20 protein-coding genes are annotated in these 24,241 nt (G+C 68.5%); 12 read left to right on the forward strand and 8 right to left on the reverse strand.

Annotated features, from left to right (window positions below; translation table 11 throughout):
- The first annotated feature begins 7 nt into the window (after positions 1 to 7).
- The 7 genes from nuoL to BZF57_RS04560 all read left to right on the forward strand — a co-directional run bounded on the left by nuoL (position 8) and on the right by BZF57_RS04560 (position 8,618).
- Positions 8 to 2,053, forward strand: a complete 2,046-nt coding sequence (nuoL, locus tag BZF57_RS04530) for an NADH-quinone oxidoreductase subunit L (protein WP_086735110.1) — start codon at positions 8 to 10, stop codon at positions 2,051 to 2,053.
- 14 nt (positions 2,054 to 2,067) lie between these two features.
- A complete protein-coding gene (locus BZF57_RS04535) occupies positions 2,068 to 3,645 on the forward strand; it encodes an NADH-quinone oxidoreductase subunit M (RefSeq protein ID WP_086735113.1) in 1,578 nt (525 codons plus the stop codon).
- Positions 3,645 to 5,123 carry an NADH-quinone oxidoreductase subunit NuoN gene (gene nuoN, locus BZF57_RS04540; protein ID WP_086735115.1) on the forward strand — a complete coding sequence of 493 codons (1,479 nt, stop codon included), beginning with the start codon at positions 3,645 to 3,647 and terminating at the stop codon, positions 5,121 to 5,123. Before BZF57_RS04535 ends, nuoN begins: the two co-directional genes overlap by 1 nt.
- Entirely contained in the window at positions 5,120 to 5,845 is a 726-nt protein-coding gene (locus BZF57_RS04545) for a biotin--[acetyl-CoA-carboxylase] ligase (RefSeq protein ID WP_086735117.1), read from the forward strand. The genes nuoN and BZF57_RS04545 overlap by 4 nt, the downstream gene beginning before the upstream one ends.
- Positions 5,846 to 5,860: 15 nt before the next feature.
- A complete protein-coding gene (locus BZF57_RS04550) occupies positions 5,861 to 6,655 on the forward strand; it encodes a type III pantothenate kinase (protein WP_086735119.1) in 795 nt (264 codons plus the stop codon).
- A 92-nt stretch (positions 6,656 to 6,747) separates the two neighbouring features.
- On the forward strand, positions 6,748 to 8,334 hold the full coding sequence (locus tag BZF57_RS04555; protein WP_086735948.1) for a ribonuclease J: 1,587 nt from the start codon (positions 6,748 to 6,750) through the stop codon (positions 8,332 to 8,334).
- Positions 8,334 to 8,618, forward strand: coding sequence for a DUF1467 family protein (locus BZF57_RS04560; protein WP_086735121.1), 285 nt, complete (start codon positions 8,334 to 8,336; stop codon positions 8,616 to 8,618). Before BZF57_RS04555 ends, BZF57_RS04560 begins: the two co-directional genes overlap by 1 nt.
- On the opposite strand, the gene BZF57_RS04565 is transcribed toward BZF57_RS04560, so the two are convergent.
- Positions 8,615 to 11,164 carry a coiled-coil domain-containing protein gene (locus BZF57_RS04565; protein ID WP_086735123.1) on the reverse strand — a complete coding sequence of 850 codons (2,550 nt, stop codon included), beginning with the start codon at positions 11,162 to 11,164 and terminating at the stop codon, positions 8,615 to 8,617. The genes BZF57_RS04560 and BZF57_RS04565 overlap by 4 nt on opposite strands.
- Before the next feature lie 70 nt (positions 11,165 to 11,234).
- Between BZF57_RS04565 and BZF57_RS04570 the strand changes: the two genes are divergently transcribed.
- From BZF57_RS04570 to BZF57_RS04585, 4 genes are all read left to right on the forward strand, one after another.
- Positions 11,235 to 11,561 (forward strand): Hpt domain-containing protein, encoded by a 327-nt coding sequence (locus BZF57_RS04570; protein ID WP_086735125.1) that lies wholly within the window; start codon positions 11,235 to 11,237, stop codon positions 11,559 to 11,561.
- A 112-nt stretch (positions 11,562 to 11,673) separates the two neighbouring features.
- Positions 11,674 to 12,870: a hypothetical protein gene (locus BZF57_RS04575; protein WP_086735127.1), complete on the forward strand. Its 1,197-nt coding sequence runs from the start codon at positions 11,674 to 11,676 to the stop codon at positions 12,868 to 12,870.
- A gap of 43 nt (positions 12,871 to 12,913) precedes the next feature.
- Entirely contained in the window at positions 12,914 to 13,849 is a 936-nt protein-coding gene (locus BZF57_RS04580; protein ID WP_086735129.1) for a hypothetical protein, read from the forward strand.
- 8 nt (positions 13,850 to 13,857) lie between these two features.
- Positions 13,858 to 15,261, forward strand: coding sequence for a sensor histidine kinase (locus BZF57_RS04585; protein ID WP_086735131.1), 1,404 nt, complete (start codon positions 13,858 to 13,860; stop codon positions 15,259 to 15,261).
- 7 nt (positions 15,262 to 15,268) lie between these two features.
- Here BZF57_RS04585 and BZF57_RS04590 read toward each other — a convergent pair whose 3' ends face one another.
- The 3 genes from BZF57_RS04590 to gltX all read right to left on the reverse strand — a co-directional run bounded on the left by BZF57_RS04590 (position 15,269) and on the right by gltX (position 18,274).
- A complete protein-coding gene (locus BZF57_RS04590) occupies positions 15,269 to 15,439 on the reverse strand; it encodes a hypothetical protein (protein WP_240505853.1) in 171 nt (56 codons plus the stop codon).
- Positions 15,440 to 15,474: 35 nt separating this feature from the next.
- Positions 15,475 to 16,761 carry a citrate synthase gene (locus BZF57_RS04595; RefSeq protein WP_086735136.1) on the reverse strand — a complete coding sequence of 429 codons (1,287 nt, stop codon included), beginning with the start codon at positions 16,759 to 16,761 and terminating at the stop codon, positions 15,475 to 15,477.
- Positions 16,762 to 16,837: 76 nt separating this feature from the next.
- Complete coding sequence (gltX, locus tag BZF57_RS04600) at positions 16,838 to 18,274, reverse strand: glutamate--tRNA ligase (RefSeq protein WP_086735138.1); 1,437 nt, start codon at positions 18,272 to 18,274, stop codon at positions 16,838 to 16,840.
- A gap of 161 nt (positions 18,275 to 18,435) precedes the next feature.
- On the opposite strand from gltX, the gene BZF57_RS04605 reads away from it, so the two are divergent.
- A complete protein-coding gene (locus BZF57_RS04605; RefSeq protein ID WP_240505854.1) occupies positions 18,436 to 20,664 on the forward strand; it encodes a ComEC/Rec2 family competence protein in 2,229 nt (742 codons plus the stop codon).
- 178 nt (positions 20,665 to 20,842) lie between these two features.
- On the opposite strand, the gene lexA is transcribed toward BZF57_RS04605, so the two are convergent.
- The 4 genes from lexA to trpC all read right to left on the reverse strand — a co-directional run bounded on the left by lexA (position 20,843) and on the right by trpC (position 24,176).
- Positions 20,843 to 21,529, reverse strand: coding sequence for a transcriptional repressor LexA (gene lexA, locus BZF57_RS04610; protein WP_086735140.1), 687 nt, complete (start codon positions 21,527 to 21,529; stop codon positions 20,843 to 20,845).
- Positions 21,530 to 21,727: 198 nt separating this feature from the next.
- On the reverse strand, positions 21,728 to 22,909 hold the full coding sequence (locus BZF57_RS04615) for a molybdopterin molybdotransferase MoeA (RefSeq protein WP_086735142.1): 1,182 nt from the start codon (positions 22,907 to 22,909) through the stop codon (positions 21,728 to 21,730).
- A complete protein-coding gene (moaC, locus tag BZF57_RS04620) occupies positions 22,906 to 23,379 on the reverse strand; it encodes a cyclic pyranopterin monophosphate synthase MoaC (RefSeq protein WP_086735144.1) in 474 nt (157 codons plus the stop codon). The genes BZF57_RS04615 and moaC overlap by 4 nt, the downstream gene beginning before the upstream one ends.
- The gene (gene trpC, locus BZF57_RS04625) at positions 23,376 to 24,176 is read right to left on the reverse strand and encodes an indole-3-glycerol phosphate synthase TrpC (protein ID WP_086735146.1); all 801 of its coding nucleotides are present in this window, start codon (positions 24,174 to 24,176) and stop codon (positions 23,376 to 23,378) included. The genes moaC and trpC overlap by 4 nt, the downstream gene beginning before the upstream one ends.
- Between the last annotated feature and the right edge of the window lie 65 nt (positions 24,177 to 24,241).

Here is a 24,241-nt window from a genome sequence, read left to right on the forward strand (position 1 = left end):
GACGCTCGTGCATCCGATCCTCATCATCGTTTTCGCGCCGCTGGTGGCTGCCCTTGTGGCGGGCCTCGGCAACCGCATGATCGGCAATGTCGCGGCCAAGAGCGTGACCACCGCCGGGCTGTTTCTCGCGGCCGGCCTCAGCTGGCCGATCTTTCTCGGCTTCCTCGGCGGCACAGCGACCCCCGAGGTCGTCCCTGTGCTCAAGTGGGTGCAGTCGGGCACGCTGACCTTCGACTGGGCGCTGCGCGTCGACACCATGACCGCAATCATGCTGGTCGTGATCAATTCCGTCTCGGCGCTCGTGCACCTCTACTCGTGGGGGTACATGGAGGAAGACCCGGACCAGCCGCGCTTCTTCGCCTATCTCTCGCTGTTCACCTTCGCGATGCTGATGCTGGTGACGGCCGACAACCTCGTCCAGATGTTCTTCGGATGGGAAGGGGTGGGCCTCGCGTCCTATCTGCTGATCGGCTTCTGGTTCAGGAAGCCCTCCGCGGGCGCGGCGGCGATCAAGGCCTTCGTGGTCAACCGCGTGGGTGACCTGGGCTTCATGCTCGGCATCTTCGGCACCTATCTGGTGTTCCAGACGACCTCGATCCCGGCGATCCTCGAAGCCGCACCTTCGATGAGCGGTGCGACGATCACCTTTGTCGGCATGCGCCTCTACACGATGGACATCCTGTGCATCCTCCTGTTCATTGGCGCGATGGGCAAGAGCGCGCAGCTGGGCCTTCACACCTGGCTGCCCGACGCGATGGAGGGGCCGACGCCCGTCTCGGCGCTGATCCACGCGGCGACCATGGTGACCGCGGGCGTGTTCATGGTGTGCCGCCTCTCGCCGATGTTCGAGACCGCACCGACCGCGCTGACGCTCGTGACCATCGTCGGGGCCGCGACCTGCTTCTTCGCCGCCACGATCGGCACGACGCAGTGGGACATCAAGCGGGTGATCGCCTATTCGACCTGCTCGCAGCTGGGCTACATGTTCTTCGCGGCGGGTGTCGGCGCTTACGGGGCGGCGATGTTCCACCTGTTCACCCACGCCTTCTTCAAGGCGCTGCTGTTCCTGGGTGCGGGCTCGGTGATCCACGCTATGCACCACGAGCAGGACATGCGCTATTACGGCGGCCTGCGTAAGCACATCCCGCTGACCTTCTGGGCGATGATGGCGGGTACGCTGGCGATCACCGGCGTCGGCATCATCGGCGTGTTCGGCTTCGCGGGCTTCTACTCCAAGGACGCGATCCTCGAAGCGGCCTTCGCGCGCCACAACGGAGCGGGGCAGTTCGCCTTCTGGGCGGGCGCGATCGCGGCGCTGCTGACCAGCTTCTACTCGTGGCGCCTGATGTTCCTCACCTTCTGGGGCAAGCCGCGCTGGGACCAGTCGGAGCATATCCAGCACGCGGTCCACGACGATCATGCGCACGGCCACGGCCACGGCGATAATGCCCACGGCCACGATGATCACCACGCGCACGGACACGCTTCGGACGACGGCACGGCGGGCTACCACCCGCACGAAAGCCCGCTGCCGATGCTGCTGCCGCTCGGCATCCTCAGCCTCGGCGCGGTCTTTGCGGGCTTCGTGTTCCACCACCAATTCATCGATGGCGCTGCGTTCTGGAACGGGTCGATCTTCTACAACGAAGACCTTATCCACGCGATGCACGGCGTGCCGCTGTGGGTGAAGCTGACCGCGAGCATCGTCATGGTGATCGGCCTCGTCGGTGCCTATGTGGCCTACATCGCCAAGCCCGACATTCCGGGCAAGTTCGTGCGCACCTTCGGGGCCCTGCACAACTTCGTCTACCGCAAGTGGTACTTCGACGAGCTCTATGGCGCGATCTTCGTGAAGCCCGCCTTCGCGCTGGGCCGCGCCTTCTGGAAGCTTGGCGATGTCGGCACGATCGACCGCTTCGGCCCCAACGGCATCGCTTGGGTGGTCGAACGCTCGTCGGTCGCCGCCAAGTCGGTCCAGTCGGGCTACGTCTACACCTATGCGCTGATCATGCTCCTCGGGCTGGTCGCCGCTGTCACCTACGTTCTGCTTTAGGAGCGCGCTTCGTAATGGAAGGCCTTCCCATCCTGTCGCTGATGATGTGCGTGCCGCTGGCAGGCGCGATCGCGTGCCTGTTCTCGGGCGCGAATGCCGCCCGCTGGATCGCGCTCGGGGCGACGCTCGTCACCTTCGTGCTCGGCATCCTGCTCTGGGCCAACTACGACGTGGGCGGCCCGCAGTGGCAGTTCACCGAGAAGGCGAACCTCTTCGCAGGCTTCAGCTACGCGCTGGGGATCGACGGGATCGCGCTGATGCTGATCATGCTCAGCGTCTTCCTGATGCCGGTCTGCATCCTGGCGAGCTGGGAATCGGTCACCAAGCGCGTCGGCGAATACATGGCGGCCTTCCTGTTCATGGAGGTGCTGATGATCGGCACCTTCGCGGCGCAGGACCTGTTCCTGTTCTACGTCTTCTTCGAGGCGGGCCTCATCCCGATGTATCTCATCATCGGCGTGTGGGGCGGGGACAACCGCATCTACGCGAGCTACAAGTTCTTCCTCTACACGCTGCTCGGCTCGGTGCTGATGCTGATCGCGATGTTCTGGATGGTGGCGCAGGCCGATACCTCCGACATCCCGACGCTGATGCAATACGGCTTCCCGCGCGAGGCGCAGACGTGGCTGTGGCTGGCCTTCTTCGCGAGCTTCGCGGTCAAGGTGCCGATGTGGCCGCTCCACACCTGGCTGCCCGACGCGCACGTGCAGGCACCGACCGCCGGCTCGGTGATCCTCGCAGGCGTGCTGCTCAAGCTCGGCGGATACGGCTTCATCCGCTTCAGCCTGCCGATGTTCCCCGAGGCTTCCGCGCAGTTCGCATGGCTGGTCTTCGCACTCTCCATGATCGCGGTGGTCTACACCTCGCTGGTTGCGCTGGTGCAGGCCGACATGAAGAAGCTGATCGCCTATTCCTCGGTCGCGCACATGGCGATCGTCACCGTCGGCCTGTTCGCGTTCAATGTGCAGGGGCTTGAGGGCGCGATGATCGTCATGCTCTCCCACGGCCTTGTCTCGGGCGCGCTGTTCCTGTGCGTCGGCGTGATCTACGACCGCCTCCATACCCGCGAGATCGCGCGTTACGGCGGCCTCGCGATCAACATGCCCTACTACGCGCTGTTCTTCCTGCTTTTCACCATGGCGAGCATCGGCCTGCCGGGCACCAGCGGCTTCGTCGGCGAGTTCCTGTCGCTGGCGGGCATCTACCAGACCTCGAGCACGGTCGCGCTGATCTGCACCACGGGCATCATTCTGGGTGCGGCCTATATGCTCTACCTCTATCGCCGCGTGGCGTTTGGCGGTCAGACCAACGAGGACGCCGCCGCGATGCCCGACATCTCGGCGCGCGAGTGGATCATGATGGCGCCCATCGCCGCCGCCGTGCTGTGGATGGGGGTCTATCCCGAAAGCTTCCTCGCCCCGATGCGCAAGGACATTGCCGTGCTCGACGCGCGGCTCGCCGCCGCCGCACCTGCCGGTGACGCACGCCTTGCACCGGGCACCCCGCGCGCCGGGGCCGCCAATGCGCTCGGCCACCATGGCGCGGGGCATGAGGGCATGGAACACGAGAGCGCCAAGGAGGGCGCGCACTGATGGATTTCGCCGCTTCCTTCGCGCTCGTCATTCCCGAGTTGCTGCTCACCGCCACCGGCCTCGTGCTGCTGCTGGTCGCCGCATGGGGCGGGGACAAGGCCGCGCGCCCGATCGCCATCATCGCCGCTTCGGCGCTGTTCGCGGCCGGGATCGCCATCGTTCCGGCCCAGCATGTCGGCGCGGTCGGCCCGGCGACCCTCGCCTTCGGGGGGCTGATCAAGGTCGACACCTTCGCGCTCTTCGCCAAGGCGCTGATCTATCTCGCCGCCATCGGCGCGCTGATCATCGCGCCTGCCTTCTTCGCGGGCCCTGCCGCCGGAACCGAGCGCGGGATGCGCGCCGAATATCCGGTGCTGGTGCTGTTCGCGACCGTGGGCATGAGCATCATGGTCTCGGCCAATGATTTCATGAGCCTCTATCTCGGGCTCGAGCTGAACAGCCTTTCGGCCTATGTGCTGGCCGCGATCCTGCGCCGTGACACGCGTTCGGGCGAGGCGGGGCTCAAGTACTTCGTGCTGGGCGCGCTGGCCTCGGGCATCCTGCTTTATGGCATGAGCCTGCTTTACGGCTTCACCGGCGGCACTTCGTTCGCGGCGGTGCGCGCTGGCCTCACCGGCGAGATGGGCACCGGCGCGCTGTTCGGGGTGATCTTCGTGCTCTCGGGCCTTGCCTTCAAGATCAGCGCAGTGCCCTTCCATATGTGGACGCCCGACGTCTACGAAGGCGCGCCGACCCCCGTCACCGCCTTCTTCGCCACCGCCCCCAAGGTCGCCGCCGTGGGCCTCACCGCGCGCGTGGTGTTCGAGGTGTTCGGCGGACAGGTCACCGCCTGGCAGCAGATCGTGATGTTCATGGCGCTGGCATCGATCGTCTTCGGCGCATTGGGAGCGATCGGGCAGGAGAACCTCAAGCGCCTGCTCGCCTATTCGTCGATCAACAATATCGGCTTCATCCTTCTCGGCCTGGCGGTGGCGAACGCGGAAGGGGCGAGCGCGATGCTCGTCTACCTTTTCATCTACGTCGCCATGAGCCTCGGCTGCTTCGTCGCGCTGCTGATGCTGCGGGACGAGGACGGCGCGCTGTTCGAGACCTTTGCCGACATCCGCGGGCTTTCGGTGACGCGTCCGGCGATTGCCTGGGTGCTGCTCTTGATGATGTTCAGCCTCGCCGGCATTCCGCCGCTGCTCGGCTTCTACGCCAAGTTCGTGATCTTCCAGGCGACCATCGAGGCGGGTCTGGTGGCGTTCGGTGCCATCGCCATCGCGGCGAGCGTGATCGGGGCCTTCTACTACATCAAGTTCGTCAAGGTGATGTTCTTTGACGAGCCTGCGGGCGTGGTCACCGGAAAGAGCGGCCCGGCGCACTGGGTGCTGCTGTTCCTGACTGCGGCAATCATCTCGCCGCTGGGCTACCTGCTGACCCCGTCGCTCACCGTTCTGGCCGACAAGGCCGCCGCCTCGCTGTTTCTCGCGGTTTGATCACACTCGTCGAAGAGACCGGCTCGACCAACGCCGACCTCGCCGCCGCGATCCGTGGCGGAGAGGGGTGGGCCGAGGGCCGCTGGCTGGTCGCGCGCCGCCAGACCGCCGGACGCGGACGCCAGGGCCGCGAGTGGTTCGACGGGGCGGGCAATTTCATGGGTTCGACCGCGATGCTGCTCGGGACCCAAGCCGGTGACGCCGGTCCGCCGCCCGCCTCGCTCAGCTTCGTCGCCGCGCTCGCCGTGCGCGATGCCGCCGCTTCCATTCTGGGTGAGGACGCGCCGCTCGGCCTCAAATGGCCCAATGACGTGCTGCTCGATGGCGGCAAGCTTTCCGGGATCCTGCTCGAGATGGTGCGCGGGCATATCGTCGTCGGCATCGGGGTGAACCTCGCGCGGGCGCCGCAGATCGAAGGGCGCAAGACCGCCGCGATGGCCGACGTCACCGGCACGCCGCCCGCACTCGAAGACTTCGCCGCCAGCCTCGCCGCCGCCTTCGACCGCAGGCTGGAAGCGTGGCGCACCTATGGCCTCGGCGCGACGCTCCACGCCTTCCTCGCCCGCTCGATCCACGCGCAAGGCTCGAGCATGACCGTGCACGACACCGACGGCTCGATCCTCTCCGGCACCTTCGCCGGGCTCGAGGAATCCGACGGCGCCTTGCGGCTGCGCTTGGCGGATGGCAGCGAACGTGTCATTCGCGCTGGCGATATCGCCTAAACAGGGAATCTCACCATGCTGCTCGCCGCCGATGTCGGGAACACCAATGTCGTCTTCGCGCTGTTCACCTACGGCGAGGACGGCACGCACCATATCCGCGCGCGCTGGCGCATCGCCACCGATCCGCGCCGGACGGGTGACGAATATGCGGTGTGGCTGCTCCAGCTGCTCAAGATCGAAGGCGTCGAGCGCGACCAGATCAAGCAGATCATCGTCGCCTCGGTCGTCCCCCGCGCCGATCACAACCTGACCGTTTTGTGCGAGAAGTATTTCGGCATCACCCCGCTCTTTGCCGGACAGGGGACGGCGCGCTGGCGGTTCGAGATCGATGTCGATCAGCCTTCCTCGCTGGGCGCCGATCGCGCGCTCAACATCCTTGCCGCGCACCACAAATATGGCGGCGACCTGATTATCGTCGACTTCGGCACCGCCACCAAGTTCGAAGCGGTCGACTTCACCGGGGCCTACAAGGGCGGCTCGATCGCGCCGGGGATCAACCTCAGCCTCGACGCGCTGGTTGGCAAGACCGCCAAGCTCCCGCGCATCGCGATCCGCGCGCCCGCAAGCCGCTCTGTGATCGGTCGCAACACCGAAGACCAGATGCTGATCGGCGTCTTCTGGGGCTATGTCGCGATGATGGAGGGCATGGTCGCCAAGATGAAGAGCGAAATCGGTCGCCCCGCCAAGGTTGTCGCTACGGGCGGGCTCGCCATATTGTTCGACGACGCGACCGAGATCTTCGATCACGTCGACGCCGACCTCACCCTCGATGGCCTCGCCATCCTCGCCCGCCAGGCTGAAACCGCCTGAGCGCGGCCAACGTAAGAGACCCCGTGAAGAACGATTACACCCCGGAAGACGAACTCCTGTTTCTTGCGCTCGGCGGCTCGGGGGAGATTGGCATGAACGTCAATCTCTACGGCTGTCAGGGCAAATGGATCATGGTCGATCTGGGCATGACCTTCTCGGGCAACGAATATCCGGGCGTCGAGCTGGTCTTCGCCGACCTCGAATTCATCGAGGAGCGGCGCAAGGACCTGCTCGGGATCGTCCTGACCCACGCGCACGAGGATCATATCGGCGCGGTGCCCTATTTCGCGGGCGATCTGGGCGTGCCGCTCTATGCGACCCCGTTCACCGCCGATCTGGTGGCGAGGAAGCTCGAAGAGGCGGGGCTTCTCGGCGAAGTCGAGCTCAACATCATCGCCGAGGATCACGGCCAGATCGACCTCGGCCCGTTCTCCATCACCTATCTCCCGCTCGCGCACTCGATCGCCGAGGGCAACGCGCTGCTGATCGACACGCCGCACGGACGGATATTCCACACGGGCGACTGGAAGCTTGATGAAGAGCCGATCATCGGCGAGCCGACCACCGAGGAAGAGCTGCGCGAAATCGGTGAGGAGGGCGTGCTAGCGCTGGTGTGCGATTCGACCAACGTCTTCAACCCCAATGCCTCGGGCAGCGAGGGTGCGGTGCACCGCGCGCTGATGGAGGAGGTCGCGCGCCACACGGGTAAGCGCGTCGTCGTCACCACCTTTGCCAGCAACGTCGCACGGCTCCAGACGCTGGGCGATGTCGCGCGCGAGACCGGACGGCAGCTGTGCGTCGCGGGCCGGTCATTGGACCGCATCATCGAGGTCGCGCAGGACAATGGCTATCTGGCCGACCTGCCCCCGCTGATCGATTTCGACACGGCGATGGGCCTGCCGCGGGGCGAGGTGCTGATTCTCGCCACCGGCGGACAGGGCGAGCCGCGCGCGGCGCTCGGGCGGATGGCGGACATGAACCATCCGATCGAGCTCGTCGCGGGCGACGTGGTGCTGTTCTCCTCGCGCCAGATCCCGGGCAACGAGATTGCCATCGGCAAGATCCAGAACCAGCTCGCCGCGCGCGGCATCCAGATGGTGACCGACCGGCAGGCGCTGATCCACGTCTCGGGCCACCCGGGGCGGCCGGAGCTGGAGGCACTTTACAGCTGGCTGAAACCCGAAATCCTCGTGCCCGTCCACGGCGAGATCCGCCACATGGCCGAGCAGGCGCGGGTCGGGAAGGCTTGCGGCATCCCCTCGCAGGTCGTGCAGAAGAACGGCGATCTCGTGCGTCTCGCCCCCGGCAAGCCCGGAACCGTGGCGCAGGTGCGCGCGGGCCGACTGGTGCTCGATGGCGACATCATCGCGCCCGCCGATGGCGATGCGATCACCATGCGCCGCCGGATTGCGGGTGAGGGCGTGCTGGTCGTGGTGCTCGCGCGGGGCGCCAAGCCGGTGATCGAGGCCGTGGGCCTCCCGCTCGACGAGGATCTGCCCGAGTTCCTCGCCGAGGCCTCCGAGGACGTGCTCAAGGCGATCGGCAGGCTCAAGGGCCGCGATGCCAAGGACGAGGCCGCGATCCGCGAAGCCGCGCGACTTGCCGCGCGCCGTGCCGCGCAGCGCTGGTCGGGCAAGCGCCCGCAGGTGCGTGTGGTGATGCCGGGGGCCGCCGGCTGATGGCGATCACCTCGATCCTCGCGATCTACTTCCTGTTCTGGGTGATGTGCGCCTTCATCTTGCTCCCCTTCGGCGTGCGCACGGCGGACGAAGCGGGGGTGGAGAAGGTGCCGGGTCAGGCCGATAGTGCGCCAGCGAACTTCCGCCCGGGCAAGCTCGTCATGCGCGCGACCATTGCCGCCAGCCTGCTGACCGCGCTGTTCGTCGCCAACTTCACCTATGGCTGGATCACCGCCGCGGACATCGACATCCTGCCCAAGCCCCCGGCGAGCACCGCCGCCTAGGTCCGGAAGCGCTGGATCGCCTGGGCGAGCGCGACGTAGAGCTTGCCCATGTCCGAGCCGAGCATCGTCACGCTCAGCACGTGCCCGTCACGGGTCGAGAGCGTCTGCCGCAGCAGCCCCTCGAAGTCGTGGATGTAGCGACTGACGTTGGTTTTGAAGGTCTCGTCCGCAGTGTAGAGCGCGGCAATGTCCTTGGCGGCGGCGTTGTCGATCAGCTTCACCGCGCGGCGGGTGAAGATCCCGCGGTCGCCCTTCAGATAGGCATCCCAAGCCGTGTCCGCGACTTCGCTCGACAGCGCGCTGGCGATGTCGATCGAGGCCGAGTTGAGGCTATCGGTGATCAGCGCCATGCGCCGCGTGAAGTCGTTGTTGACCTGCTCCTCGGCCAGTTCGCGCGCGCGGGTGACCCGCTGTTCGAGGTTGCCGGTGAGCTCGTTGACCTTGACCAGCTGGTCGCGCAGCTGGACCGCCGCCTCGCGGCCCACGCCCGAGGCATGGGCAGCCGATTGCTCGAGCGCGCCGAGCGTCGCCGCGGTCTCGTTGCGCAGCGCGCGTTCGAGCACCTCGACCGCTTCGGTGCCGAGGTTTCCGGCCAGCGCCAGCATCTTCTCGCGCGCACCTTCATCGAGGGTGGCAAAGGCCGACGTGATCGCCGTCTCGAGCGCGCCGAGCGAATCGCGCAGCGCCTCCTGCGTCTCGCCGGCGAGCGCGCCGCTTTCTTCCGCGAGCCGCGCAAAGCCGCCGCGCAGACCCTGCAGCCGGGCGAGCGCGTCTTCGGTCTCGTCGGCCAGCCGCGACTTGAACGCCGCGATGGCGATTTCCGCCGCGTCGATCTCGTTGCGGGTCTGGAGGAGATAGCCCGACAGGTCGCTGCCGGCCTGCGTGCTGCGCAGCATCAACGATCCGACCTTATCGGCGCGCGCCTCGGCATCCTCGAGCGCGGCATTGGCCTGGCCGATCGCCCCGGCAAGTTCCTCGCGGCAGGTGCGTGCGCCCGATTGCAGGATTTCGAGCAGCCGCACACCATTGTCGGTCAGCTGCGCCATCTGCGCATCGGTCGCCGCCAGCGCCGCGCGCTTGTCGGCGAGCTGCCCTGCCAGCGCTTCGAGCGCCGTTTCAAGCTGCGCGCGCGCGGTCTCGCCCGTCTGCCCGGCCTCACCAAGCGCCTGCGAGAGTTCGCCGACGCGCGCCGCCATCGCTTCGCCCTGCGCGACCAGCTTCTCGATGTCGGCAAGCTGCGCCTCGCGCCGCTGGGCGAGGGCATCGTCGAGCGCGGCAAGGCGCTGGGCGAGTACTTCGCTGGCTTGGGCGGCCTGGGTTTCGAAGGCGGCCTGGCGCTGCTCGATCAGCTCGTCGAAGCTGCGGTTGCGCGCTTCAAGCTGGCTGTCGAAGCGCATGGCCTCGTCACGCAATTGGGTGATCCGCTGACTGGCGGCCGCGCTGGTGGTGCGGTCGAGGTCTTCGACCATCCGCAGCTTCTCGACCATGGAATCGTGCAGCGCGGTGACCGCTTCGGTGAGCCGTGCGTGTGCGCTGTCTCCGGCTTCCTGCAAGCGCGCCGCGATGCTTTCCGTCTCCGTCGCGGCAATGCCTGCCCGTTCGCGCAGCGCGCCAAGCGCTTCGTTCTCGAGCGCGCCGACCGCCGCGCGATAGGCCTCCGCTTCGGTCTGGAGCGCGGCGAAGCGCTCGCCCACCAGCGCCTCGATCCGGACAAGCTGGGTTTCGAAGCCCGCGAGGGTTTCGCTGACACTGCTGCCGAGCTGCGCGACCTGTGTCTCGCTCTGCGCGCCGACAGTCCCGATCTTCTCGAACCCGCCCGAAAGCCGGGCAAGCTGGTCTTCGGCGACCCGGCCCGCGCTGCCGATCTGGTTGGCGACATCGCGCGCGGCGTTGGCGATCACCGGCAGATCGTCACGCAGGCGATTCATGTTGCCGAGCGCGGTTTCGCTGGTGGTGGCGATGGTCTCGACCTCGGCGCCATTGTTGCGGATCAGCGCCTGCAATTCGCCGGCATGGGTCGAGAGCCGCTCGGCCGCGATCCGTCCGAGCGCTTCGAGATCGCGCGACTGGGCGGCGAGAAACTCGCGGGCGAGGCTCAGTTCGCGGTTCACCACCTTGAGCCGGGCTTCGAGCGCCGCGCTCTCGCGGCTCATCAGTGCGGCGCTCGCTGCAAAACGGTGCGCCTCGGCGCGCGAGGAGCGCATCGCCAGCAGCCAGACGATCCCGACCAGCGCAACCGGCACGGCCCAGGCGACGATCCACTCGGCCCATTGCGCCGGTGCGGCTCCGGCCTCGATCGCGGCCATGTGCGACCACCCGAAGAACGTGGTCCAGGCCGCCACGACCAGAAAGGCGAGGGCAGGGGCAAGCCAGCCGAAGCGGACGGGCGATGCTTCCGCAGCGTTGCCATCGTCCTCGTCCTCGACCCAGCTATCGGCCAGATCGAGCGCGTCCTCGACCGTCTCCGGTTCGGGCGTGCCGGTGTCACCTGCGCCGTCATTGCCGCTCTTGCGCCCCAAGGCGCGTATCTGGTGCCGTCCTGTCATGGCTGCTCTCATACCACAGCCCGACTCGGGATAAACCCCGCTTTAACCTTGTCCGGGCTATCCCCTTGTCATGGCATTCAATCACGGAGCCCTCGATGCGACCCTCGCCGCAGCTGCCGGCGACGATGCCGCCCTGCTGCGCGATCTGCGCGTGGCCTTTCTCGAAAGCGCGATGCGCCAGCTCGATCTGCTCAAGCGCGCGCGCTGCGACGGCAACTGGCACGTCGCAGCGATGCGGCTGAAGGGTCTTGCGGCAAGTTTCCACGCCGAAGACCTGCTCCAGGCCGCCGAAATTGCGCTCCATGCCGCACCCGGCGAGCCGATGGCGATCCGCGAAGTCGAGGCCGTGCTCGGCCGCTTCAGCCGCTCGCTGCCGCGCGATCCCAACCGCATCTGACCGGCTGCGGCGTTCCCCCGGCAGGGGCAAAAGCGCCGCTGCCGTCTTGAACCCCCGCGCCGAAACCGCCAATCCTGCGTCCCTGTCCACGTGACGAGGGAAGGGGAGAGCGATGCGCATCGGCCTGATTGCCGCCTTGCGGGCCGGCGAGGACGGCAGCGTGCGCGCTGCCTTGCCGCTCGCCGGACGCAGCGTGCTGGCGTGGCAGGCGGCGCTGCTCCGCTCGCTCGGGGTCGAGCGGGTGCTGTGCCTGACTGAGGCGACGAGCGGCGAGATCATCGCGCTCCAGCAGGAGCTCGAGGGGCAGGGCGTGCAATTCCACGCATTGAAGGGCTTTGCCGCGATCCCTGCGCTGGTGCGCGCCGAGGATGATCTCGTCATCCTGTGCGACGGGCTGGTGCCCGATCCGGGCGTGGTGCAGGCGGTGCTGGGCGGCGGGGAGGGCCTTGCAAGGGCCGTTGCGACCATCCCGGCCGACCACCCGCTCGCGGTGGCCCATCCTGCGGATTTCGAACGGATCGATGCCGCGCGCCACTGGGCCGGGGTGCTGGCGATGCGCGGCGCTCCGGTGCAGCACCTTGCCGATTTTCCCGCCGATGCCGATGCGATCTCGGTCCTGCTTCGCCTGGCGCTTCAGGCGGGGACGCCGACACAGGACCTCGCCGCGCGCGAGCTGGTGCCTGAAAGCTGGCTCCTGGCAGAGAGCCCTGCGACCCTCGCCGGTCAGGAAACCGCGATGATCGCCCGTGCCGCGCCGCCGGCCGACTGGCGCGCGCCCTCGCTCGCGCTGGCGTCGGTCACCGTGCGGCAAGCGGTGGCGCGCGGATTCACGCAGGGCGGGGCGGTGGCGGGCGGAACGGGCCTTGCCTTGCTGCTGGTCGGCGTGATGACCTCGGCCTTCGGCTTTCCCGCAGCCGGGCTCGCCGCGGCCGGGGTTGGTGTCTTCGGGACCGCGCTCGCTGCCACCTTCGGCGCCGTCGAGGCGCGTTTGCGCCGCGAGGAGCCGGCAGTGCGCGCGGGCGCGGTGCTTTCGGCCGCCGCCGATGGCCTCGCTGCCGTCACCGCTTGGTTCGCCCTCGTCCCCTGGCCCGAATGGCAACCGCTCGCTGTGACCGGCCCGCTCGTCATCGGTCTGGCGCGCCTTGTCTCGCACGGGGGAGACACGTGGCTCGCCGCCGCGGCGCGCGACCGGGCGAGTCTGCTGTTTTGCCTCGCCCTTTCCGCCGCCTTTGGCCTGTTGCCTGAAGTGCTGGCCTGTCTCGCCTTGGGGCTGCTTGCAGCTTTGCTGCTGCGCCGCGGTAAGGAATAATCTAACCCGTCCTTAACTATGCGGGCACTATGCCCGAAGGACGATGGGCGAAGAGACGATGGACCTTGCCGCCGACGATGCAGTCGAGGCGATCCTGCGGGATGGTGCTGCGCGCGAAGCCCGCGCGCTGGCGGCGGTCGTCCCGGTGCTGCGCCACCTGCTCGGTTCGGAGGCGCAGGCGCTGGTCAGCGATGCCGTGCTGGCGCGTGTGCGGGGGATGATCCTCGATCTGGCGGGCCAGCTGCTCGGCGCGCAGGCCGGGCGCGATCCCGCCGCCCGCGCGCCTGCCGATGATCCCGCGGCGCTCGATGCCCTTGCCGAGACCCTGCTGGCCGACGAGGCGCTGCTCGCCCATTGCCATGCCCTTGCCGCCGAGAGCCTGATTGCCGATCGCCTGCTCCAGCGCCACGCGCTCGATCCGGTGCTGAGCCCGCTGCTCCAGGAACTGATCGCCTCCGAGGATAGCGGCGTTGCTGCGCTGGCGATGGCGGCGCTAGCCGCACAATCGCGCTTCGTGCAGGCGCAGCGGCGGATGGAGCTGCCGCTGGGCGAGCTTCCTGCCGAGCTGTTCCACGCCCTCCTCGCCCGTGCGCAGTCAAGCGCCAGCGACAGCGCGGGGCTGGTGCGGCTCCAGGCGGGCTATGACGAGGCGACCTCGCGGCTCGGTCTGATCGCGCGGCTTGTCGCATCGATGCGGCGCGGATCGGTCGCGGCGCTGGTGCTCGACCATGCCGGGGTTGCCCTGTTCGCCAGCGTGCTCGCCTCCCAGACCCACAGGCCCCGCGAGCAGGCCGTGCTCGCCTGCCATGAAGGGCAGGGCTTGCGCCTCGCCCTGATGCTTCGCGCGGCCGGACAATCGCCAGCCGCAATCGAGCGGCAGCTGGTGCTGATCGATCCCGCGGCCCGCCTGCCGCGTGCGCTGGGCGAACTGTCGCCCGAGCGCGCCGCCGCGCTGCTCGGCTCCGGCCCGGTGGCGTGATGAACAGCATGGACCAGACCGAAAGCCTGCTTGGCGCCTACGGCCTGACCGACGCGCGCGACCGGCTGCTGTCTGCCGACGCGCCGCTGGCCGAATTGCAGGAGCGCTGCGGCGGCGATCTGCCGGGCACCCTCGCGATCCCCGAACTGCTTGCCCTCGTGCAGCAGGCGCGCCGCATGGGGCTGAAGATCGCGCGCAGCTTTTCCGCCTTCGATGGCGACGCCGAAGTCTCCGGCTTTGCCCGCATCCACCCCGTCGGCGAGGCAGACGGCGGCGGCTGCGAGGTGCTGGTCGAGAACTGGCAGCGCAGCCTGCTGGTGCAGCCGGGTGCGCGCGAGTTTGCCGAGCGGATCGACGCGATCGACCGCGCCACGGCCGAGATCAGCGCACGGCTCGATGCCCGCCAGCGGCTCCAGGTGCTGAGCGCCCGCGCCCCCGATGCCTCCGCGCTCGAAGCGGCAGCTCTGGCTGCGCCCGGTGCCGATTGGACCACGCTGGTCGAGCTGACCGGCATCACCCACCACCAGCCGCTCCACTGGCGCCTGCTTGACGGGGCGAGCTGCCGCTTTGCCGGATCGCAGCGCAACTGGCGGGTGCGGATGATCCCGCTGGGGCCGGACGCCCAGCAGCCGCTCGGCTTCGAGCTGCTGCTGATCGCCGACGAGCCGCTGCCGGACGACTATGGCGCCGCGCCCCCGGTCGAGGACATCGCCCCCGAAGCCTCGCCCACGCGCCTTGTCGGCACGGCGCTGACGCCGGTGCTGCGCAAGCCGGTGGCGCGGATCATCGCCAATGCCGAAACCATGCGCGCGCGGCTCGCGGGGCCTTTGCGTGACGAATACAGCGAATATGCCGGCACCATCGCCAGCGCGGGGCAGCACCTTGCCGCGATGCTCGATGATCTCGCCGATCTCGAGGTGGTCGAGACTCCGGGCTTCAGCACGGCCAAGGAGCCGGTCGACCTCGCCGACGCCGCGACCCGCGCGGCAGGCATTCTCGGCGTGCGCGCGCAGAACCGCGATACGATATTGGTGGTCGATGGCGAGCCCGGCGCGGCGGTGGCGACGGCGGAATTCCGCCGCGTGCTCCAGATCCTCATCAACCTCGTCGGCAACGCGATTGCCTATGCCCCGGCGGCCAGCACGGTGACGATCAGCGCCTTGCCGGCTGCCGAAGGGCGCGTGGCGCTAACGGTCGCGGACGAGGGGCCCGGAGTGACGCCGGAGCAGGCGGAGCGCATCTTCGACAAGTTCGAGCGCCTCGGCCGCGACAGCGACGGGGGCAAGGACAAGGGCTCGGGCCTCGGCCTCTACATCTCGCGCCGCCTCGCCGAGGCGATGGAAGGGACGCTGACGGTCGGAAGTGCACCGGGCGGGGGCGCGCTGTTCACGCTGGAACTGCCCGCGGCCTGAGCGCCCGTCAGTCTCGGCGAAGCCATCGCGGCAGCCCGATGAGGATCGCACCCCCCAGCATCATCGCGCCGCCCCGGAGCGCCCATTGCCGCTCGCCGAGCATGAAGATGTCGGCGGGCCAGTGCAGCAGTCCGAAGCCTTGCAGGATCCAGATACAACCGAGGGCGACAAGGAACATCCCTGCCGCCCTCAGCATAAGCATCTGTCAGGCTCTCAGCGCTTGTCGAGCGGCACGTAATCGCGCTGCGTCGGGCCGGTGTAGAGCTGTCGCGGACGCCCGATCTTCTGGCCGGGGTCGCTGATCATCTCGTTCCACTGCGCCACCCAGCCCACGGTGCGGGCGAGGGCAAAGAGCGCGGTGAACATGGTAGTCGGGAAGCCGATCGCCGAGAGGATGATGCCCGAATAGAAGTCGACGTTCGGGAACAGCTTCTTCTCGATGAAGTAGGGATCGTTGAGCGCGATCTCTTCGAGCTGGAGCGCGGTTTCGAACAGCGGGTCGGTGACCTTGAGCGAGGCGAAGACCTCGCGCACGGTCTGCTGCATCACGGTCGCGCGCGGGTCGTAGTTCTTGTAGACGCGGTGGCCGAAGCCCATCAGGCGGAACGGATCGTTCTTGTCCTTGGCGCGCTCGATGTAGTGCGGGATGCGATCCGGGGTGCCGATTTCCTTGAGCATGTTGAGCGCGGCTTCGTTCGCGCCGCCATGCGCCGGGCCCCACAGACAGGCGATGCCCGCCGCGATGCACGCGAAGGGATTCGCGCCCGAGGACCCTGCCAGACGCACGGTCGAGGTCGAGGCGTTCTGCTCGTGGTCGGCGTGGAGGATGAAGATGCGGTCCAGCGCCCGCTCGACCACCGGGTTCACCACATAGGGCTCGGCAGGCACGCCGAAGGTCATGCGCAGGAAGTTGCCCGTGTAGCTCAGCGAGTTGTCGGGGTAGATGAAGGGCTGGCCGACCGAATACTTGTAGGCCATCGCCGCGATCGTCGGCATCTTCGCGATCAGGCGGTGCGAGGCGATCATGCGCTGCTGCGGATCGGAGATGTCGGTGCTGTCGTGGTAGAACGCCGAAAGCGCGCCGACCACGCCGCACATCACTGCCATCGGGTGCGCATCGCGCCGGAACCCGCGGTAGAAGGTCATCAGCTGCTCGTGCAGCATGGTGTGGCGGGTGATGGTGTAGCTGAAGTCGTCGAGCTCTTCCTTGCTCGGCAGTTCGCCGTTGAGCAGCAGGTAGCTGACTTCCATGAAGCTCGAATCCTGGGCCAGCTGGCCGATCGGATAGCCACGGTGCAGCAGCACGCCTTCGTCACCGTCGATATAGGTCAGCGCGCTTTCGCAAGCGGCGGTCGAAGTGAAACCGGGGTCGAAGGTGAAGGCACCCGTCTGCGCGTAAAGCTTGCGGATGTCGATCACATCGGGGCCGGTGCTGCCTTCGAGTACGGGGTACTCGTAGCTCTGGCCGCCGATTTCGAGTTTCGCCGTCTTGTCTGCCAAGATCTGTCTCCTGTCCAAAATTCTTGTCCGGCCCCCGCCGGTTGCCCGAACCCAGCTTGGGCTGTCCGGGCGGTCTTCAGGCGGCCTGCGCGTCGAGCCGGGCCAGTGCCTCGTCTCGTCCGAGCAGGACCAGAACATCGAAAATACCGGGTGATGTGGTCGTCCCGGTCAGCGCCGCGCGCATTGGCTGCGCCAGCTTGCCAAGACCCAATCCCTGCGCCTCGGCGAGCGCCTTCGTAGTGGCTTCGAGCGCCTCGCTTGTCCAGTCGTTTTCCGCCCGCAGCGCCTCGTAAATCTTTCGCAAAATCGCCCGTGCATCCCCCTCGAGCAGCGACTCGGCCTTCTCGGTCATGGCGAGCGGCCTTTGCGCGAAAAGGAAGCCTGCGCCTTCAACCACTTCGTTGAGGTTCTTCGCGCGCACCTTGAGCACGGGCATGGCGCGGGTCAGCAGATCGATATCGGCATGATCCCCGATGCGGGCGGCAACCAGTGCCGCCAGACGCGCATCATCTGCCTCGCGCAGGTAGTGCCCGTTGAGGTGTTCGAGCTTCTTGATGTCGAAGCGCGAGGGGCTCTTGCCCACCCCGTCGAGATCGAACAGCTCGGTCGCCTCGGCGCGGGTGATCTCCTCGCGGTCGCCGTAACCCCAGCCCAGACGCAGCAGATAGTTGAACAGTGCCTCGGGCAAGATGCCGAACTCGTCGCGATAGGCCTCGACGCCGAGCGCACCGTGACGCTTGGAGAGCTTGGCCCCGTCGCTGCCATGGATCAGCGGGATATGGGCATAGACCGGGTCGGGCCAGCCGCCCTCGATCGCGTCCATCGCGCGGATGATCGGGAGCTGGCGGAAGGCGTTGTTCAGGTGATCGTCGCCGCGGATCACGTGGGTCACGCCCATGTCGTGATCGTCGACCACCACCGCGAGCATATAGGTCGGCGTGCCGTCGGCGCGCAGGATGATGTAGTCGTCGATCTCCTCGTTCTTCACCGTCACCGCGCCCTGGACGCGGTCATGGATCGTGACCTCGCCTTCCTCGGGCGTCTTGAGACGGATGACGAAGGGCGCGCCCTCGGGGGCTTCGGCGGGATCGCGGTCGCGCCAGCGCCCGTCATAGCGCAGCGGCTTCTTCTGGGCGCGCTGCTCCTCGCGCATCGCCTCGAGCTCTTCGGGCGTGGCGAAGCACTTGTAGGCGTGGCCTGCCTTCAGCAGCTGCCAGGCGACCTCGGCATGGCGCTCGGCGCGGTCCGACTGGAACACGGGGGGCGCGTCGTAATCGAGGCCGAGCCAGTCGAGCCCCTCGATGATCGCGTCGATCGCTTCCTGCGTGGAGCGCTTGCGGTCGGTGTCCTCGATCCGCAGCAGCGTGCGCCCGCCGTGGTGGCGCGCATAGAGCCAGTTGAACAGCGCGGTGCGCGCACCGCCGATATGCAGGAAGCCGGTCGGCGAAGGGGCGAAGCGGGTGACGATCTCACCGCTGGGCGCCGCGCCGGGGGTGCTGCTTTCGCTTGCCATGAGCCTTGCTTTCCTGTTCACTTTGAGCGGTTTGTCGCGAGGCAGGCCGGTCGGGGGGTGAGCCGATGCGCGATGTGCCGATCATTCCGATGGGAGAGGAACCGGGCGGCCCAGATGCCGCCGGAGACCAACGCCTGCGCCCTTGGCAAACCGCAGGGCGCTTGTCCAGCACCGGCGGCGGCCCTTCGGGCTGGGCGGATGCGGCGGAGGCCTTTCTCGCCGGCGCAGGGTTCGACCGTGCGCCGTGGCTGGCGGTGGTTTTCGCGCTCGGTATCACCGCGTGGTTCGTGCTGCCCGAGCCGTGGCAATGGATCGCGGCGCTGGCGGGGGGAGCGGGGCTCGCGCTCGGCGCGCTGGCGGTCTGGCCGCCGGGCAGCGCGGCGGACGAGACGCGGGCGAACCTGCGCCTCGCGGTGGTTGCTTGCGGTCTGGTCTTTGCACTCGGCGTGGGGGTGGTCTGGGCGCGCTCGGCCATTGTCGGCGCCGAGCCGATCGCGCGTCCGGCCGTGGTCCAGATCGAGGGCAGGGTGCTCTCGCGCGAGGATCAGCCTGCCGAGGGCCGTCTGCGCCTGACGCTGGCGATGCGCGATGCCGAGGCCGGCGTCGCGCGAAAGGTGCGGGTGAATGTCCCGATGGCGGCGCTGGGGCAGGGCGGGGTCCCAGCCGGGCTCGCCGAGGGCGCCATCGTGCGGCTGCGCGCACGGCTGATGCCGCCCGCCTCGCCGATGCTGCCCGGCGCTTACGACTTCGCCCGCGCGGCGTGGTTCCAGGGCCTCTCGGCGACCGGCACGCTGGTAGGCCCGCTCGCCGTGATCGAGCCCGCACCCGAACGCACCGGTCTCGCCGATCTCCAGCGGGCGCTCGCCGAGCATGTAAAGGCGCGCGTTCCCGGCTCGCCCGGCGCCATTGCGGCGGCCTTTGCCAGCGGCGACCGCGGGGGGATTACCGAGGGCGACGAGGCGGCGATGCGCGATGCGGGTCTCACGCACCTGCTCTCGATCAGCGGGCTGCACGTGAGCGCGGTGATCGCGGCGGCCTATTTCGCGGTGCTGCGCCTGCTCGCCCTGTGGCCCGCGCTCGCCCTGAGGGTGCGGCTGCCGATCGTCGCGGCGGCGAGCGGCGCGGTGGTGGGGATCGGTTACACGCTCCTCACCGGCGCGGAGGTCCCCACGGTGAGGAGCTGCATTGCCGCGCTGCTGGTGCTCGGCGCGCTGGTGCTGGGACGCGAGGCCTTGTCCTTGCGGATGGTGGCGGTCGCGGCGGGCGTCGTCCTGCTGCTGTGGCCTGAAAGCGCGATCGGCCCGAGCTTCCAGATGAGCTTTGCCGCCGTTCTCGCGATCATTGCGCTGTCAAACAGCGCCCCGGTCCGCGCCTTCCTCGCCCCGCGGGAGGAGCCGTGGTGGGTGCGGACGGGGCGCAAGACGGTGATGCTGTTCGTCACCGGCGTGGTGATCGAGCTGGCGCTGATGCCGGTGGTGCTGTTCCACTTCCACCGCGCTGGGATGTACGGGGCGCTCGCCAATGTGGTGGCGATCCCGCTGGTGACGTTCGTCTCCATGCCATTGATTGCACTGGCTTTGGTCGCGGACCTCGTCGGAGTTGGCGCGCCGTTCTGGTGGCTGGTCGAACGCTCGCTGGCGCCGCTCTTGTGGATCGCCCACGTCACCGCCGGACAGGCCGGGGCGGTGCGGCTGATGCCGCAGATCAGCGGGCTTTCGGTTGCGCTCTTCGCGGCAGGGGGGCTGTGGCTCGGGCTGTGGCGCGGGCGGGTGCGGCTTATCGGGCTGGTGCCCGTGGCGCTCGCGAGCGGGCTGGTGGCGACGACCCCGATCCCCGATCTGCTGGTGGCGGGGGACGGGCAGCAGGTGGGGATCACCATGCCCGGGCCTGATGGAGAGACGCGCCTTCTCTCCCTGCGCGACAGCCGCTCGTCCTACACCCGCGACAATCTGATGGAGCTTGCCGGTGTCGGCGCGGAGCCGGTGCCGCTCGCCCAATGGCCGGGCGCGCGCTGTTCCGAGGCCTTCTGCACGCTCACCATCGAACGCGGGGGCAGGGACTGGGTGCTGCTGCTCGGGCGGGGGACGGCCCGCGTCGAGGAGCGTGCGCTCGCCGCCGCCTGCCGCGAGGCCGACATCGTCGTCTCCGAGCGGTTCCTCCCGCGCTCCTGCCGTCCGCGCTGGCTCAAGGCCGACCGGCGGTTTCTGACGCAGTCGGGCGGGCTGGCCATCGACCTGTCGGACGAGACCATCGCCACGGTCGCCGAGGATCAGGGATCGCATGGCTGGTGGCGGGTGCCGGAGGATCCGGTTGGAAAACCCCGGCCCGGAGCATCAGCCGCCGCGAACCCGCCGCAAACGCCTGCCGAGACGGGGCTGAAGGGGGTCTAGAGGGGGTCTGGCGGGGTCTGGCGGGGCTCTGAGCCCATGCGAAAAGGGGCGCCCGCAGCGCCCCTTCAATTCCAACATTGTTGAAATCATTCGGCAATCGGGCCGAAGCCATAGGCGCGCCGTTGCCAATGGAGCGATTTTCGCTCCCGCACCGGCGCGGGCTCCGGCCCGCTTTGCCTCAGTGGTAGCGCCGCAGCAGGCCTGCGAGCTTGCCCTGCACCTCGACCTCGTCGGGGCGGTAGTATTGCGGGTCATAGGCGGCATTGGCCGGGTCGAGCCGCACCTGGCCGCCTTCGCGCCGCAGGTACTTGAGCGTCGCTTCCTCGCCGCGCACCAGCGCCACCACGATCTCGCCATCGCGGGCGGTGTTGGTGCGGCGGACCAGCGCGAAATCGCCATCGAAGATCCCGGCCTCGACCATCGAATCGCCCGACACCTCGAGGGCATAGTGCTCGCCCGGGCCGAGCAGCGCGGCGGGAACCGGCAGGGTCGACTGGCCTTCCAGCGCCTCGATCGGCGCACCGGCCGCGATCCGCCCGTGGAGCGGCAGCTCGATCACGTCGTTCGCCGCCTCGGGCTGGCGCGGAGCAGGCGCAGGCATCGGCACCACATTCCCGCCCGCAGGCGCAGCGCCGCGCGAGGGCGTCGTATCGCCGGGCTGGCGGATCACTTCGAGCGCGCGCGCCCGGTTGGGCAGGCGGCGCAGGAAGCCGCGTTCTTCCAGAGCGGAAATCAGCCGGTGCACGCCCGACTTGCTCTTCAGGTCGAGCGCTTCCTTCATTTCCTCGAAACTCGGCGAGACGCCGGTCTCCTCCAGCCGCTGCTGGATGAAGACGATGAGCTCGCGCTGCTTTGCGGTCAGCATTGGTCAACTCTCCTGTGGTCGCACCCACGCCGCGCCCGTTGCCGGATGCGCCGTGCCAATCCCTTGCGTGCGCCAAGAGGCACCTTCGACGAGGTGCGTTGTTTGCACTTGTCGTTCGCCATTAAGGTGAACGAACAAGGAACAATTAGGCAACTGCGGAACAGGTGTCAACACGCTCGCGCGGCAAACCCGCGCATTTCAGCCATTTCGGAGGTGGAACACCCGAATGGCCTCGCCCGCGGGCAGCGCCGGGCTGTGCGCGGGGCGGTCGATCAGGCAATCGGCCGCAGCGAGGGCCGAGAGCGCGGAGGAATCCTGCGATCCCGCGAGCCGCACCTCGCCGCCTGTGCTCACCGCGCGCAGGAACTCGCGGCGCGGGCCGATGGGCGGCAGGGTCTCGCCCGCGATCATCATGGTGCTGGCGGGCAGGGGGTCGAGCTCGCCTGCGGCCTTGCGCACCAGCGGCAGCGCGAAGAGGAAGGCGGTGACAAAGCTCGACACCGGATTGCCCGGCAGGCCGAGGATCACCTGCGGGCCGCGCGTTGCCACCAGCAGCGGCTTGCCCGGCTTGATCGCGATCTTCCAGAAGGCGATCTCCGCCCCCCAATCGGCGAGCGCGGGCTTGATCAGGTCGTGATCGCCCACCGATGCCCCGCCGGAGGTCACGAGGATGTCCGCGCCCTCGGCCTGCGCCAGCGCCTCGGCCAGCGCCGCGCGGTCATCGGGCACGGGGCCGATGCGCGTCACCTCGCAGCCGAGGGGGGCGAGCATGGCGGCGATCATCGCGGCGTTGCTGGCGGGGATCTGGTGCGGGAGGCAGGCGGCAGGATCGCTCGCCAGCTCGTCGCCGCTGTCCATCACCGCGACGCGCGCGCGGCGGGTGACGGGGAGCGCCGCGTGCCCGCCTGCGAGCGCCAGCGCTAGGCGGGCGGGGGTGACGGGCGCGCCCTTGGCGAGCAGCCGGTCGCCCGCGTGGAAATCGAACCCGCGCGCGCGGATGTGGCGGCCTGCGGGGGGTAGTTCGGTGGCGGAGATGCGGCCGTCCGTGTCGACCGCATCCTCCTGCAACAGCACGCGGTCCGCGCCTGCGGGCACCATCGCGCCGGTCGAGATGCGCACGCATTCGCCGGGCGAGAGAACATCGCGATAGGGCGCGCCCGCGCGGCTCTCGCCCACCAGCGTCCACGGACCGTCACCTCCGGCCAACGCATAGCCGTCCATCGCCGAAAGATCGGCCGGGGGCTGGGTGCGGGCGGCGGGCACATCCTCGGCAAGGATGCGGCCGAGCGCCTGTTCGCTTGGAACGCTCTCGGACGGCAGCAGCGGCGCGAGGGCGAGCAGGCGGGCCTGCGCTTCCTCGAGACCGAGCGGGGCGTTCACTCCGCAGCCTTCCAGTCGCCCGACTTGCCGCCGGACTTGGCGATCAGGCGCACGCCCTCGATCACCATGCCCTTGTCGATCGCCTTGGCCATGTCATAGATCGTGAGGAGTGCGATGGAAGTGGCTGTCATCGCTTCCATTTCCACCCCGGTCTTGCCGGTGAGCGAGGCGGTGGCGGTGACGCGGATCGCGGATGGCTCATAGGCGAAATCGATGGTGACCGCCTCGAGCCCGAGCGGATGGCACAGCGGGATGAGCTCGCCGGTGCGCTTGGCGGCCATGATCCCCGCGATGCGCGCCGCGCCCAGCACGTCGCCCTTGGGGGCATTGCCGGCGCGGATCGCTTCGAGGGCCGCGGCCGACATGGTGATCCGCCCGCTTGCGACCGCGCGGCGCGCCGTGGCGGGCTTGCCGCCGACATCCACCATGCGCGCGGCGCCCTCGTCATCGAGGTGGGTGAGCTTGCTCATGCCGCCTGTTCTGTCCCGATGAGGGCGCGGGTGGCACTCGCAATATCGTCAGCGCGCATCAGGCTCTCCCCGACGAGGAAGGTGCGCACGCCGGCGGCTTCGAGGCGCTGGCAATCGGCGCGGGTGTTGATCCCGCTCTCGCCCACCAGCAGCGTGCCTTCGGGCGCGAGCGGGGCGAGACGCTCGGTGGTGGCGAGGCTGGTGGTGAAGGTCTTGAGGTCACGGTTGTTGACCCCGATCAGGCGGGAGCTGAGCACGCGGGCGGCGCGCTCCATCTCGGCCTCGTCATGCACTTCGACCAGCACGTCCATGCCGTATTGGCGCGCGGCGGCTTCGATCTCGGCCATCTGCCCGTCGCCAAGCGCGGCGACGATGATGAGGATCGCATCGGCCCCGATGGCGCGGGCTTCGAGGCATTGCCAGGGATCGACCATGAAGTCCTTGCGCAACACCGGCAGGGCGCAGGCGGCGCGGGCGGCGACGAGGTAGTCCTCGTGCCCCTGGAAATAGGGCGCATCGGTGAGCACCGAGAGGCACGCGGCACCGCCCGCCTCGTAGGCGCGGGCATGATCGGCGGGGTGGAAATCGGCGCGGATGAGACCCTTGGAGGGGCTCGCCTTCTTGATCTCGGCGATCAGGGCATAGCCGGTGGCGGCGCGGGCGCGCAGGGTGGCCTCGAACCCGCGCGGCGGCGTCTGCGCGGCGGCAGCGGCTTCGAGCGCGGCGGTCGTGGTCGCGGGCTTGCGCGCGGCGACTTCACGGGCCTTGTTGGCGCAGATTTCTTCGAGCTTGTTCATTCTGCAAAACCGTTCGTGCTGAGCTTGTCGAAGCACCGTTCTTCTTCAAGCTGCAGATAGGGGGA

This window comes from Erythrobacter colymbi (genome assembly GCF_002155685.1).
GTDB lineage: Bacteria > Pseudomonadota > Alphaproteobacteria > Sphingomonadales > Sphingomonadaceae > Erythrobacter > Erythrobacter colymbi.